This is a genomic window from Pelagibaculum spongiae, assembly GCF_003097315.1.
Classification (GTDB): domain Bacteria; phylum Pseudomonadota; class Gammaproteobacteria; order Enterobacterales; family Pelagibaculaceae; genus Pelagibaculum; species Pelagibaculum spongiae.
In genome coordinates, this window is sequence record NZ_QDDL01000003.1 from 427,513 (window position 1) to 442,556 (window position 15,044).

The window sequence follows — 15,044 nt, forward strand, 5'->3', positions numbered from 1 at the left end:
CTTCTTAAAATATGGTACACCCGGTACGATTCGAACGTACGACCGCCTGGTTCGTAGCCAAGTACTCTATCCAGCTGAGCTACGGGTGCATTAAATTACTACTTGTTGCTGCCATTAAAAATAATGGCGGAGAGGGAGGGATTCGAACCCTCGATACGCGATTAACGTATACTCCCTTAGCAGGGGAGCGCCTTCAGCCGCTCGGCCACCTCTCCGTATTTGCCGCGAAACATTATCTTTTTAACAATGTTTTTGCAACATACAAGAAAATTAATTCTTGTAAAATGGTACACCCGGTACGATTCGAACGTACGACCGCCTGGTTCGTAGCCAAGTACTCTATCCAGCTGAGCTACGGGTGCATTAAAACTTTTTCAAAACAAAAGGAATTGCAATGCAATGCAATTCCCTTTTTAAAAATGGTACACCCGGTACGATTCGAACGTACGACCGCCTGGTTCGTAGCCAAGTACTCTATCCAGCTGAGCTACGGGTGCATTAAAACTTTATTCAAAACAAAAGGAATTGCGATGCAATTCCTTTTTTAAAAATGGTACACCCGGTACGATTCGAACGTACGACCGCCTGGTTCGTAGCCAAGTACTCTATCCAGCTGAGCTACGGGTGCTTATAAATCACTGCAACGATACCACTAAAACAAAATGGCGGAGAAGGAGGGATTCGAACCCTCGATACGCGATTAACGTATACTCCCTTAGCAGGGGAGCGCCTTCAGCCACTCGGCCACCTCTCCGTTGCGGCCACGTATACTACCACTAGTTTTTTTGGTTTCAAGCTTTTTGTGCGGGCAATTACAAATTGCCTAAAGTGTCTCCAGATGCGGCCTGCTCTTTCTCCTTTTGGATCCGTTGATAGATTTCTTCTCTATGCACGGAAACTTCCTTTGGAGCATTTACACCAATACGTACCTGGTTACCTTTAACACCAAGAACAGTCACAGTGACTTCGTCACCGATCATTAGTGTCTCTCCTACGCGTCTAGTCAGAATCAGCATTCTCAATCTCCATATACAACCAAATGTGCTCCGCGTTCCATTTTTATTATGTCACCCTCAGGCCGCCACCCACGAGCTTGTCCTTTTTCTATTACAAAGAAACTCAACAGAGTATCGTTGACTCCCCAAAGCTTCTTTGTGAAAAGCTGCTCAATTTTTCATATCTCTATTTTTTAGCAAAACCTTCAAGTGTTTCCTGCTTGATGGCTTTCTCGTCAAGCTCAAAGGCAGAATGTAACGTTCGAACTGCCAATTCGAGATATTTTTCATCGACCAAAACTGAAATTTTTATTTCTGAAGTAGAGATCAACTGGATGTTAATTCCTTCCTCAGCCAAAGCCTTGAACATGAGACTAGCAACACCTGCGTGAGAACGCATACCTACACCGACCAAAGAAACCTTAGCGATATAATCATCACCAACAACTTGCTTCGCTGATACCTCATCACAAATTTGCTCAAGAATCTTAAGCGCCCTGCTGTAATCATTTCTGTGCACGGTGAAAGTAAAATCAGTGGAACCGTCTTCAGAAATATTCTGAACAATCATATCCACTTCAATATTAGCTTCGCCAATCGGGCCTAAAATGTGCCAGGCCACGCCAGGACGATCAGGAACACCCTTAATCGTGACTTTGGCTTCATCCTTATTAAAGGCGATTCCAGCGATTACCGGTTGCTCCATTTTATTTTCCTCATCCAGCGTTATAAGTGTTCCAGGTCCATCTTCAAATGTTGAAAGCACCCTCAATGGAACTTTATATTTTCCTGCAAATTCTACCGAACGGATCTCCAATACTTTTGAGCCCAAACTTGCCAGCTCCAACATTTCTTCAAAAGTAATTTTCTCCAAGCGTCGCGCTCGAGGCTCAACACGTGGATCAGTGGTATAAACCCCATCAACATCAGTGAAGATCTGGCATTCATCTGCTTTTAAAGCAGCCGCTAATGCCACCGCTGTCGTATCTGAACCACCACGACCCAAAGTAGTAATATTGCCGCCAGCGTCCACTCCTTGAAAGCCAGCAACCACTACGATACGCCCTTGATTCAAGTCTTCTCGAATACGGCTGTCATCAATATTAAGAATTCGCGCCTTGGAGTGCACATCATCGGTAAGAATACGAACCTGTGACCCAGTATAGGATCGCGCATCTTGGCCACGACGAATTAACGCCATGCTTAATAGTGAAATTGTGACCTGCTCACCTGTTGACACCAAAACGTCGTATTCACGGCGTGCTGGTAATTCAGGATCTATTTGATTGGCTAAATCGATTAGTCGGTTAGTTTCACCACTCATGGCAGAAACCACAACGACAATATCTTCACCCTGTTTTTTTGCTGCGACTAACTTATCTGCCACTGCTTCGATTTTCTCAACAGTGCCAACTGAAGTGCCGCCAAATTTTTTTACGATCAGTGTCATTTCTGCCTTCGATATAAAAAACGGGCAGTCACCGAAGTGACTGCCCGTTGCGATTTAATTATCCAGCCAACCGCTGATTGAGCCATTGCTCAACCCCGGCTAGTGCACCATCCAACGCTGCAGGTTCGCTACCCCCCGCCATCGCCATATCCGGACGGCCGCCACCTTTACCACCGACTTGTTGTGCAACAAAGTTAACCAAATCGCCCGCTTTAACAGTTTTGATTAATGATTTGCTAACACCCGCCAGTAAGCTGACCTTATCGCCATTGACCGCAGCCAATAACCAAACGCCCTTGTCAAATTTGCTTTTGAGTTGGTCGTTTAAATCCTTCAGACCTTTACCATCGCCTTCTACTTTAGAAACCAACAGCTGAACACCCTCAACATCAATTGCAGTTGAGAGCAGGTCATTACCGGCATTACTGGCCAGTTTTTCATTCATTTGTCTAAGCTGCTTTTCTAGCTCACGAACCCGCTCCAGATTCTGCTTGGCTTTATCTGCCAATTCATCTGGAGCCGCTTTAAACATGGCAGATACTGAATTGATACGATCTGATTGAGCGGTAACCCAAGCTTCAGCCGCTTCACCGGTCACTGCTTCAATACGACGAACACCAGCCGCAATGCCAGACTCGCTGACAATTTTGCAATAACCAATATCGCCAGTACGTTCAACGTGGGTACCGCCGCATAATTCCATGGAGAAATCGCCCATGGTCAATACGCGAACTTCGCTGCCGTATTTCTCACCAAATAACGCCATAGCGCCTTTTTCTTGCGCTTGCTCTGGTGTCATTATTTCAGTCGAAACTTTCAGGTTTTCACGAATTTTTCGATTGACCAAACGCTCTACTTGCAACAACTCTTCAGCAGTGACTGCTTCAGGGTGGGCAAAGTCAAAACGCAACCGCGCTGAATCGTTCAAAGAGCCTTTCTGAGTGACATGACGACCTAACAACTGACGCAATGCTTCATGCAACAAGTGAGTCGCTGAGTGGTTTAACGCGGTCGCGTCACGCACTTCAGTGTCGACCTTGGCTTCAATCAAATCACCAGCAACCACCGAACCAGACTTAACCACACCGTGGTGCAAGAATAAGCCGCCATCTTTGGTGGTATCAGTTACCTGGAAACTACCAGTTGCCGTCACCAGCAAACCTTTATCGCCAGCCTGACCACCTGATTCCGCATAGAAAGGCGTTTGATCGAGGATCAACAAACCCTGATCGCCTTCACTTAATGCTTCAGATTTCTGATCGCCCGCATATAAATGAGCAATCTGTGAAGATCCAGTCCGATGCGCATAACCGGTAAATTCGGTTTTACCTTCCAGCTCCAAACCTTCAGGCCGGTTGGCTGCAAAATTACTTGCCGCACGCGCACGCGCTCGCTGCGCTGCCATTTCTGCATCAAAACCGGCCTGATCCAAATCGAGATCTCGCTCACGGCAAATATCAGCCGTTAAATCGAGTGGGAAACCGTAAGTGTCATATAACTTGAACACGGTTTCGCCTGGCAATACTTTACCTTCAAGTTCAGCAATCGCTTGTTCCAGGATTTTCATACCCTGATCCAAGGTGCGCGCAAACTGTTCTTCTTCGATCCGCAGTACTTTTTCAACCCGTGCTTCAGATTCCGCCAGCTCAGGGAAGGCTTGGCCCATCTCTTTAGCTAATGGCGCAACCAGTTTAAAGAAGAAGCTGTCATTCAGACCTAACTTATGACCATGGCGCACTGCGCGACGAATAATTCGGCGCAATACATAACCGCGACCTTCATTAGAAGGCACCACACCGTCAACCACCAAGAAGGCGCAAGAACGGATATGGTCAGCAATTACCCGCAAAGAGCGGTTTTCCAAGTCGTTAAAATCAGCCAGCTTAGCGACGGCTTTAATCAGACTCTGGAATAAATCGATATCGTAGTTATTGTGAACGTCCTGCATCACTGCAGCCAAACGCTCCAAGCCCATGCCAGTATCGATGCAAGGCTTTGGCAACGGCGTTAATACACCCTTGTCATCACGGTCGTACTGCATGAAAACCATGTTCCAGATTTCGATATAGCGATCGCCATCTTCTTCTGGAGTACCTGGAGGACCACCGGCAACATCAGCGCCGTGGTCATAGAAAATTTCAGAACAAGGTCCGCAAGGGCCGGTATCGCCCATTGACCAGAAGTTGTCCTTGGCACCGCAGCGAGAAAAACGCTCAGCGGAAACGCCCATTTCCTTTAGCCAAATATCTTCAGCTTCTTGGTCATCTTCATAAACGGTGATCCACAATTTTTCTTGTGGCAGGCCCATTTCTTTGGTCAAAAAGTCCCAAGCGTATTGAATCGCTTCACGCTTAAAGTAATCACCAAAACTAAAATTGCCGATCATTTCAAAGAAGGTGTGATGACGCGCGGTATAACCGACGTTATCCAGATCGTTATGCTTGCCACCGGCACGCACACAACGCTGGGAAGTCGTCGCCCGGGTGTAGTTACGAATATCATCACCCAAGAAAACGTCCTTAAACTGCACCATGCCAGCATTGGTAAACAGCAAGGTCGGGTCATTGCCCGGAACCAAAGGACTGGATGGCACACGCTGGTGACCACGCTCTTCGAAATAATTCAGGAAAGCTTCACGCAGATCTGCGCTACTTACAAAACGGTTATCCATCTAATCCTCTAACCTACCAATCTTGCTGCCGATGCATGGCAACCTTTACTTGAGAAGAATCAAATCCACGTCGAGCTAAAAAGGCTTGAACCTTGCGGGCATCATGCCCCACTTGCCAATTTTCGCCAAACCTTTTCAGGAGTTGCTGATACGCAATGTCACACCAGTCGGGCTGCAAACTTTCCAGCACTTCACCAGCTAACTCTCTATCAATACCTTTTACTGACAACTCTTGGCGGATTCGCATCATGCCATAGCCAGCGTCACAACGATTGCGCACCAACATTTCACAATAACGCTGATCGCTTTGATAATTTTCGGCTACTACCCACTCCAGCACTGGCTTCAATGCGTCGGGGTCGGCACCTTTAGCTAACAACTTTTGTTGCAGCTCTTTTAATGAATGCTCCCGTCGTGAGAGCAAACCAATTGCCCTTACCCGGATATCCTGATCTTCCATAGTGCTACAGAAATCCTCAGCAGGGAAAATATTCGACACAGCAGTATAACGCAGCAACAACAAGGCTTCGACCTTCAGGCACTTTTTAGCTGCCACCGATCAACTAGACGATTATTCATGCAAATTAATTATTTGATCCACCAGCTAAAACTCATTAACCAGTGCAATGTTCAGCCATAAAAAGTTTTAACCACAAAAAAAGCCGCGCTTGCATCGTAATGCAAACGCGGCTTCTCAGAGGATTTGGCAGATTAACGCACTGCCGGGAAGTTAGCCTTTTTTGCCAACTTCCTTAAGCGCAGCTTTACCTGCTGGCTTTTCTGCTGCCGCTTTCGCGTCAGTTGCTGCCTGTTTTTTATCTGCTTCTGCCTGCAAAGGATCAACCAACAGTTTTTTACGAATTTTCTGTTCAATCTCGTTGGCAGTTTCAGGGTTGTCCTTCAGATACTGACGAACATTTTCCTTACCTTGGCCAATTCGAGTACCGGAATAGCTATACCATGCACCGGACTTTTCGATGATCTCTTCCTTGGCGCCCATGCTGATGATTTCACCTTCACGGGAAACACCTTCGCCATACAGAATATCGAATTCAGCCTGACGGAAAGGAGGAGCTACCTTGTTCTTAACAACTTTAACCCGGGTTTCGTTACCCAGTACTTCATCGCCCTTCTTGATAGCGCCGATACGACGAATATCTAAACGAACTGAAGCGTAGAATTTTAGTGCGTTACCACCACTGGTGGTTTCTGGGCTGCCAAACATGACACCGATTTTCATACGAATCTGGTTGATGAAGATAACCATACAGTTCGCTTGCTTGATGCTGCCGGTGATTTTACGCAGTGCTTGTGACATTAAACGCGCTTGTAAACCGACGTGGGCATCACCCATGTCGCCTTCAATTTCAGCTTTTGGCGTTAATGCCGCTACCGAGTCAATTACCACTAAATCTACTGCACCTGAGCGCACCAACATATCGGTAATTTCTAATGCCTGCTCGCCGGTATCTGGCTGAGAAACCAGTAACTCATCGACATTAACACCCAGTTTTTCGGCGTAGTTTGGATCTAACGCATGCTCGGCATCAACAAAGGCACAAGTGCCGCCTGTTTTTTGAGATTCAGCAATCGCTTGCAATGCCAGCGTGGTTTTACCAGAAGACTCCGGACCATAGATTTCAACTACTCGGCCTTTAGGCAATCCGCCTATACCCAGCGCAACATCCAAACCCAAAGAACCGGTAGAAATAGCAGGAATCGCTTTACGCTGTTCCTCGCCCAGGCGCATTACTGAGCCTTTACCGAATTGGCGGTCAATTTGACCGAGTGCCATGTCTAACGCTTTACGTTTTTGATCGTCCATACCATCCTCTGATAAACAGTGCGTTTTGCTGTATGTTAATACAGTTGTTTTGGTCTGGCAAAGAATCTTTGCAAATAAAATTTTCTAACAATCACTAGTCGTTGGCCAATAACTGATGATTAGTCAGCCAGTTGCTTAAGCAGTTGAGACAAGGCAAAGACTACTGCCTGCGCTCTTACTGCCTGACGATCACCTATAAAATGCTGACAAATAGTGACAACATTTCCTTTAATTGAGAAGCCAAACCAAACCGTACCTACTGGTTTTTTTTCACTGCCACCATCTGGGCCAGCTAAGCCCGTGACAGAAATCGAGACTTCATTATTACGCTCAGCAGCACCAAGCGCCATAGCAGCAGCCACTTGTTGGCTAACCGCATCATGCTGATCAATCAGATCCATCGGCACTTGCAAGTAACGATTTTTGGCTTGATTGGAATAGGTAACAATACCGCGCTCAAACCAGCCAGAACTACCGGCAACGGCGGTAACTGCATCGGCAATGCCACCACCGGTGCAAGATTCCGCCGTAACTAAAAACAGTTTCTTTTGCTGTAGGCGTTCGCCCACCGCTTGAGCTAATTGAAAAGCATTCATGGCGCCTCCTGCGCTATCAGGCAAAAGTGAACCTGCATAAAATAAGTAACCCCACCACAGTTCGTCGCAGAACCAGCATTCTTGCAGGATCTCAAAAATGAGTAACTATATCGAATTCGTTTTGATCAGTAATCCATCCTGCTGAATCAATCAGATTAACCGTAAAAAGCACTTCTCTACTGGCACCTTGGACAGCGATTGCTACAATGGCCGGCTGATTGGTTTGCTGAAATCAACAACAGCAGTGATCAGCCGAAATAACCCGTAGTGATTTCCAACCTCCACAGAGCGTAGAACAGTAGACTGATGAGCAAAATCAAGGATAGCAAAAGCCCCCACACGCCAATGATGCAGCAGTACTTCAAGCTGAAAGCAGACCATAAAGATCATCTGCTGTTTTATCGTATGGGTGACTTTTACGAACTGTTTTATGACGATGCTAAAAAAGCGTCCAGCTTAATGGATATCACCCTGACCTCCCGTGGTAATTCGGGCGGCGAGCCAATCCCCATGGCTGGTATCCCTTATCATGCTGCCGAAGGTTATCTGGCACGACTGGTAAAAATGGGCGAAACCGTCGCCATTGCTGAGCAGTTTGGCGACCCGGCGACCAGCAAAGGGCCAGTCGAGCGCAAAGTTGCTCGAATTGTCACGCCTGGCACGGTGAGTGATTCTGCGCTGCTTGATGAAAAAAATGACAGCTTGCTCGCCACATTGGTTAGTTATAAAGGTCGCTTTGGCTTAGCCGTTTTAAATATGGCCTCGGGTCAGTTCAGCTGCTGTGAAGTAGACGACGGCGAAGCCATGCTGTCGGAAATCCAGCGAATCAATCCAGTTGAGCTGTTGATCCCTGAAGATTTAACGCCACCCGCAGTACTAAAAGCCCGCAGAGGTTTGCGGCAAATGGCACCGTGGCATTTTGAAATCGACAGTGCCCGCCACTGTCTATTAAAGCAGTTTGCTACTAAAGATTTGGCCGGTTTTGGTTTGGAACAAATGCCATTAGCTGTCTGCGCCGCTGGCGGTTTATTACAATACGCCAAAGACACCCAGCGCTGCGAGCTACCGCATATTCACGGCATTGCCATAGAACAGCGCGATGACTGTATATTGCTCGACGCACAAACTCGCAGCAATTTGGAATTAACTGAAAACCTGTCTGGCGGCACTGAGCACACCTTATCCAGCGTGCTGGATTATTGCGCCACTGCGATGGGCTCACGTTTATTAAAACGCTGGTTACACCGCCCGTTGCGCAATCATGATTTATTGCGGCAGCGACAGGGTATTATTGCTGCGATTGGCGAACAAGATCGTCACCACAGCTTGCACCAATTATTAAAACCAATTGGCGACGTTGAGCGCATTCTGGCACGTATCGCATTAAAGTCTGCTCGCCCGCGTGATTTAACCCAGTTGCGTTATGCATTAGAACAATTACCAGAAATGCTCGATTTATTATCCGGCACCGACTGCGAACCTTTAGAAGATTATCGACAGCAGCTGGGACCATTTCCGGAAATTACCGGGCTGTTGCAAAAAGCGGTGATCGATAATCCGCCAATGCTGATTCGCGATGGCGGTGTGATTGCCGAAGGTTACGACAGCGAATTAGATGAGCTGCGCGGTATTAGTGAAAATGCTGGGCAATACCTGATCGACTTGGAAATTCGTGAGAAAGAAAAAACCGGCATTTCTACCTTGAAGGTGGGCTATAACCGAGTACACGGTTATTTCATCGAAATGTCCAAAATGGCCGCTCTACAAGCACCCGATGAATATATTCGCCGCCAAACATTAAAAAATGCCGAGCGGTTTATTACTCCAGAGCTAAAGAGCTTTGAAGAAAAAGCACTCAGTAGTAAAGAGCGCGCTTTGGCACGTGAAAAAGCACTCTACGAAGCCTTGCTTGAAAAATTACTTGGTGAACTACCACCGCTACAAAAATCAGCACAAGCAATTGCCTGCATTGATTTATTTAGTAATTTAGCCGAACGGGCAGAAACCCTAGATTACCACCAGCCAGAATTTACCGATCAGCCAGGGTTAGATATTCAAGGCGGTCGCCATCCGGTGGTCGAACAGGTATTGGACACCCCATTTGTAGCCAACAACACTCGCTTTTCAAATGATCGAAAAATGCTGATTATTACCGGCCCAAACATGGGTGGTAAGTCGACCTACATGCGCCAAACAGCATTAATTACTCTATTGGCCCATATCGGTTGCCATGTGCCAGCACAAAGCGCATTGATCGGCCCGATTGATCGAATTTTTACTCGAATCGGCGCATCCGATGACCTAGCCAGCGGCCGCTCAACTTTTATGGTTGAAATGACAGAAACCGCTAATATTTTGCATAACGCCAGCAACCAAAGCTTGGTGTTAATGGATGAAATTGGTCGCGGCACCAGTACTTTCGATGGTTTATCTCTGGCTTGGGCTGTTGCGCGTCATCTGGCAGAAAAAATCTCGGCTTATACCTTATTTGCTACTCATTATTTCGAATTGACCAGCCTGCCTGAAAATACTTCTGGCACGGTCAATGTTCACCTAGATGCGATTGAGCATGATGATCGAATTGTATTTTTACATGAAGTTCAGGACGGCCCTGCCAACCAGAGCTATGGTTTGCAAGTCGCACAACTGGCCGGTGTTCCCAAACCAATTATTGACCAGGCAAAACAACAGCTCGCACTGCTGGAAGCTAAGTCTGGGCAGCCAGTTACATTGCAAGCTGAAGTCGAACTAGCGGCAACTCCAGCTATCACGAGCTCGACCGATCAATTGCAAGGCGATTTATTTGCCAGCGCACCGCATCCAGCGATAGAAGCCTTAAAAGCAGTAGATCCTGACAATTTAACGCCCAAACAAGCAATGGATGAACTCTATCGCTTGCGCGAACTACTCAGCTAGCAACTAACTAGCGAGTCACAACCATAACAACTGAATTGCCACTGTTTTGCAGGATTTTGTCGCAAAACAGCAACGGTTCAACCATTTTTATTGGCACTGCTTGAGTACTTTTGCTTAAGTGAGGTTAGCCAGAGATAGTGAGGATTTGGACCATGACTTTTATCGTTGGCGATAATTGCGTGAAATGTAAATTTACTGACTGCGTTGAAGTCTGCCCAGTTGACTGTTTCCACGAAGGCCCAAATTTCTTGGTCATCGACCCGGATGAATGTATCGACTGTGCATTGTGCGAACCAGAATGCCCTGCCGATGCGATATTCCCAGAAGATGAGCTACCTGATGACCAAGAAGTTTATATCGAATTGAACCGCGATTTAAGCCAAGTTTGGCCAGTGTTGACCGTTAAAAAAGATGCTCCGGATGATGCAGACAAATGGAATGGCATTAAAGACAAGCTTGAGCACTTGGAACAGTAAATTTCTTTGATACCCGGCTGCCATAAGCAAGGTAGCTGGGATTATCTAACAATTACTGATTGAGGCTGACAAGTTTATTTTACAAATTAAAACAATGACTTACCAAAACAGTATCATCTAAATTATCCGTCAATAATTCTGAACTATATTTTGAAGATCCGAAACCTTTAAACCAAAATATTCTTCAGGGAACATCAATGGATCCTTCTGCAGCCCCAATCGAAACATTATCTACAGAGATGTGGTTTGAAATACTGATTCACCTTGATTTTCAATCTCTTATGAGAGTCAAGCGAGTCTCAAAAAAAATTTTCTGCATTGTTGAATCCCCCTTATTTCAACAGCGATATCTTGGCAAAGATCTTTCATGTCAAATTCCTCAAAGTCATCCGCATGGCAGAATGCTTCTTGCAAGTGATGTTAAACTTTTTTTTCAACTCTTACGTTTACCTGTATTTCCTACACATCAAGCTACATTGCTATTTCAATCCCTGCGCAGCAATCCAGCACTAAACTCTCCGGCATTTTCCGTTACTACACCAATAGCTCTTGAAAACTATCCATCCAGTATTACAAGAGTTAATTCGATAGCTACTTCAAACTCTAATAAATGGCTTGCTGCAACATTTTTAGCGTCAGACAAACTTTCCATATGGGTTTTTAATCTCCGCAACAAACAATCTTGGGAACTGGGCACTATTCCCAAATCAAACCATGCTTTAACTTTTGGTAATGATTGTTTATATAGCGGTGGAGCAAACCAAATCACTGCTTGGAGCCTTGACCCTAGCGCTAGAGAGAGAAAATTAAATCACTGCACTGTTAATAATCAGAAAAATATAGAAACGCTACTATTTGATGAAAGCACGCTTACCGGTGTTTCACATAGCAAGCAAGGGAAGACCGCGATATTGTGGCCTAATAATTTACAGCAATCGTCAGTTACTCTAATTAAAGGTAGGGCCACCCATCTTTTTAAGGCTCATATTCCAGGCATGATGTATTACAGCAGCTCACAATTTAATGCATTAACGGATGAAATTACCTCTAAATTAATATATCAAAAATTTACTTGTGGCGTTAAAAACGAACCAATTGAAACGCATTTTCTAGGTAATATTCAATGTGCAGCGGTTCACTCTAATGAAGAGTCGATTTTTATATTTTGCCAAAAACAGCTTTCTCACTGGTCTCCACTTACTTCAACAGTCACTACTTTTAACTACACCACTCCACTTGATTTTAAGCCAAACATGTCACGATTTACAAATACAACACCCAAAAGCTCTCTATTTTTTTCAAACAATAATCAAGAAATTTACCTAGTTCGGATTGACGGATCACTTATACGATTCAATCTGGAAACAAAAGAGCATTTCGCACACCCAAATTTCACACTTGCAGGCAGCCAACCTTACGATGGGATTACTGAATTACCAGCTAGCCATTTAACGTACAGATCATCAGTTGGGTTAATTAGCCAGAAGGTCAATTCGCAAGGTCAAAACGAAGGCGCGATACACAAACATCCCTCACTATCCAACACTGATGATCTTAATATATCCCGCTATATTATTAGCCCTTGCGGCACATCGCTGATTCAAATTTCACCAACAGGCATTTCTATTTGCAACGCAGTACCTATGCCAGTGTTAGTCAAAATGTTAAAAGCGCATATTCACGATACGTCTCAGAGCGAATCTTCCAGTGTGGCTGGACCACAATAAATTTTAAACACGTATTAAAAATGCCGCCTATAAATAAATGGTACGGCATTTTATTCTTCAAAAAATATAAAAGCTAGCGGAATAAATACTCGGTCGGTAATCCCTGCTTTTTTAGAATTTTTTGCAAGTGCTGAAGCGCTTTAATCTAAGTTTTCTTTACTCGCTCACGAGTTAAACTAATCTCATCACTCACTTCTTCCCGAGTGCTGGTTTCATATCCTCGTAATCCCAAATTTCTTGGTCATCGTCCCGGATGATAAATAGAACGACATTAAAGATAAACGTGAACATCTCGAGCAGCTGGGGTTTATGGCAGATGGTTTTATCCAATAATTATTAACTAAAATTAACAGCTTTATTTTACAGATTTAAAACACTGCTGCATTTGACTCAATATCATTTAAATTACCAACTAATAATCCTAAATCCTGAATCCTGAACTATATTTTGAAGATACTAAGCCTTTAAGCAAAACCTTCTTTAGGAAAAGCAAATGGATAAGGACCCTGAAAGTAGGCAATCTGAATTTTCGCATTTTGATACCTTACCTCAAGAGATGTTGTTTGAAATATTCAGCTATCTTGATTTTCAATCCCTTGCAAGGCTCACGCAGACCTCAATAGGCTTTCGCAACATTGTTCTGTGCCCTTCATTTCAACGGCAATATCTTAGCAGAGATTTTGCGCACCGGACCCCATGGCATCTTAATTATGATATCGTGATTTCCAGAAGTGAGGCCGAAGTTTTTTTTCAAACCCTGCGCTCACCTGCGCTTCTTATACGTCAATTTACGCCACTGCGTCAATCTCTGAGGTGCGATTCAGGACTACATTCTCCAGCATTTTCCGTTATCAAACGACTACCTTTTACAAACTATCCAGCCCGTGATTCAGAAATTGGTTCAATCGCGATTTCAAGATCTAATCAATGGCTTGCTGCAATATTTTCGCTTCCAAACGATCGACATACCCTATGGGTTTTCAATTTCGACAACCACCTATCTTGGAGGCTAGGCACTATTTCCGTCCACTCCAAAAAGTTTTCAGATTTTGGTAATTTAACTTTTAGTGGTGATCGTTTATATAGCCTTAGAGAAAACCGATTCTCTGGTTGGAGACTCGACCCCCATGCTGGACCGAAAAAACTAAACCCCCGCTCTATTAATCAGAAAAATGTAGAAATGCTAATATTTGATGAAGCTAGGCATACCGGCGTTTCATATAATATAATACCATCTCTATCTTGTTTTAATATACCGCAGTCTCATTACTTACAGCAATTGTCAATTACTCATATTCAAGGCCAAGTCGTCGATCATCCTTTGAAAGCTTATACTTTAGGCATGATGTACTACACCCAAAGACCACCTGGCATAAACCCTACTGGCACCAAGCTAATCTATCGAGATTGTGCTGCTGTAAACAAAAAAATTCAAAAAAATTTTTCAAAAAAAATTCTGTCTGCGATGGTTCACCCTAACGAAGAGTCGATTTTTATATTGTGTGACAAACTTCATCGTTGGTCTCCACTTACTTCAACAACTACTACTTTTGATTACACGACTCCGCCTCATCTCCGGCCAAGATTACCATTCGAAAGCACTCTATTTTTTTCGAACAATAAGCAAGAAATTTATTTGGTCCGAATTGACGGATCACTTGTACGATTCGACCTGAAAACAAACAGACATGACATATATCCAAATTTTAAACTTGCAGGCAACCCACCTTACCATGAGATTACTATATCATCGGATAATTATTTAACATACACATCAACAGCTGGGTTAATGAGCCAGAAAATTGGGCCTGAAGAACAAGCATATCCCTTCCCCGATAGCGGCGACAGTGACGGTGATTCTTTTAAACCCAGGATATCTCGTTATATTGTCAGCCCCTGCGGCAAATTACTGATTCTAATTACACCAAAGGGTATTTCTGTTTGCAATGCAGCACCTATTCGATCGATAGTCTTTAGCTCCTTCCTTTAGAGAAAGGTATTTCCGATGATTCTAGTACCAAGCTTTCCAGTGAAGCTGAGTCGCTATAAACTTTAAACACGCATTAAAAATATAAAAACTAGCGGAATAAAGACTCGATCGATAATCCTTGTTTTTCTAAAATTTTTTGCAAGCTATGAAGCGCTTTAACCTAAGTTTTCTTTACTCGCTCACGAGTTAAACTAATCTCATCACTCACTTCTTCCCGAGTGCTGGTTTCATATCCTCGTAATCCCAAATTTCTTGGTCATCGTCCCGGATAATAAATAAAACGGCATTAAAGATAAACGTGAACATTTCGGGCAGCTGGGATTTATGGCAGATGGTCTTATCCAATAATTATTAACTAAAATTAACAGCTTTATTTTACAGATTTAAAACTCTGCTGT

General features: G+C 44.3%; 10 protein-coding genes and 6 tRNA genes. 4 read left to right on the forward strand and 12 right to left on the reverse strand.

The annotated features are described in order from the left end of the window. Nucleotides 1-12: 12 nt before the first annotated feature. The 12 genes from DC094_RS10795 to DC094_RS10850 form a co-directional block, all read right to left on the reverse strand. A tRNA-Arg gene (locus DC094_RS10795) sits at nt 13-89 on the reverse strand. Between the two features lie 35 nt (nt 90-124). After that, nucleotides 125-215, reverse strand: a tRNA-Ser gene (locus tag DC094_RS10800). A gap of 70 nt (nt 216-285) precedes the next feature. Then, a tRNA-Arg gene (locus tag DC094_RS10805) sits at nt 286-362 on the reverse strand. 58 nt (nt 363-420) lie between these two features. Next, nucleotides 421-497 (reverse strand) — tRNA-Arg (locus tag DC094_RS10810). Nucleotides 498-551: 54 nt separating this feature from the next. Continuing rightward, nucleotides 552-628: transfer RNA gene (locus tag DC094_RS10815), tRNA-Arg, on the reverse strand. Nucleotides 629-663: 35 nt separating this feature from the next. Next, nucleotides 664-754: transfer RNA gene (locus tag DC094_RS10820), tRNA-Ser, on the reverse strand. Between the two features lie 58 nt (nt 755-812). Continuing rightward, a complete protein-coding gene (gene csrA, locus DC094_RS10825) occupies nt 813-1,016 on the reverse strand; it encodes a carbon storage regulator CsrA (protein ID WP_116687111.1) in 204 nt (67 codons plus the stop codon). A gap of 166 nt (nt 1,017-1,182) precedes the next feature. Then, on the reverse strand, nt 1,183-2,445 hold the full coding sequence (locus tag DC094_RS10830; RefSeq protein ID WP_116687112.1) for an aspartate kinase: 1,263 nt from the start codon (nt 2,443-2,445) through the stop codon (nt 1,183-1,185). Nucleotides 2,446-2,503: 58 nt separating this feature from the next. Beyond that, the gene (gene alaS / locus DC094_RS10835; protein ID WP_116687113.1) at nt 2,504-5,116 is read right to left on the reverse strand and encodes an alanine--tRNA ligase; all 2,613 of its coding nucleotides are present in this window, start codon (nt 5,114-5,116) and stop codon (nt 2,504-2,506) included. A gap of 13 nt (nt 5,117-5,129) precedes the next feature. Continuing rightward, nucleotides 5,130-5,672 carry a regulatory protein RecX gene (locus tag DC094_RS10840; RefSeq protein WP_116687114.1) on the reverse strand — a complete coding sequence of 181 codons (543 nt, stop codon included), beginning with the start codon at nt 5,670-5,672 and terminating at the stop codon, nt 5,130-5,132. Nucleotides 5,673-5,846: 174 nt separating this feature from the next. Next, nucleotides 5,847-6,941: a recombinase RecA gene (gene recA, locus DC094_RS10845; protein ID WP_116687115.1), complete on the reverse strand. Its 1,095-nt coding sequence runs from the start codon at nt 6,939-6,941 to the stop codon at nt 5,847-5,849. Between the two features lie 119 nt (nt 6,942-7,060). After that, the gene (locus tag DC094_RS10850) at nt 7,061-7,537 is read right to left on the reverse strand and encodes a CinA family protein (RefSeq protein WP_116687116.1); all 477 of its coding nucleotides are present in this window, start codon (nt 7,535-7,537) and stop codon (nt 7,061-7,063) included. Nucleotides 7,538-7,843: 306 nt separating this feature from the next. On the opposite strand from DC094_RS10850, the gene mutS reads away from it, so the two are divergent. From mutS to DC094_RS10875, 4 genes are all read left to right on the forward strand, one after another. Further along, nucleotides 7,844-10,453 (forward strand): DNA mismatch repair protein MutS, encoded by a 2,610-nt coding sequence (gene mutS / locus DC094_RS10855; protein WP_116687117.1) that lies wholly within the window; start codon nt 7,844-7,846, stop codon nt 10,451-10,453. Nucleotides 10,454-10,605: 152 nt separating this feature from the next. After that, nucleotides 10,606-10,929 (forward strand): ferredoxin FdxA, encoded by a 324-nt coding sequence (fdxA, locus tag DC094_RS10860; protein WP_116687118.1) that lies wholly within the window; start codon nt 10,606-10,608, stop codon nt 10,927-10,929. Between the two features lie 197 nt (nt 10,930-11,126). Then, nucleotides 11,127-12,656, forward strand: coding sequence for an F-box protein (locus DC094_RS10865; RefSeq protein ID WP_116687119.1), 1,530 nt, complete (start codon nt 11,127-11,129; stop codon nt 12,654-12,656). A 493-nt stretch (nt 12,657-13,149) separates the two neighbouring features. Next, a complete protein-coding gene (locus DC094_RS10875; protein WP_116687121.1) occupies nt 13,150-14,646 on the forward strand; it encodes an F-box-like domain-containing protein in 1,497 nt (498 codons plus the stop codon). Nucleotides 14,647-15,044: the final 398 nt, after the last annotated feature.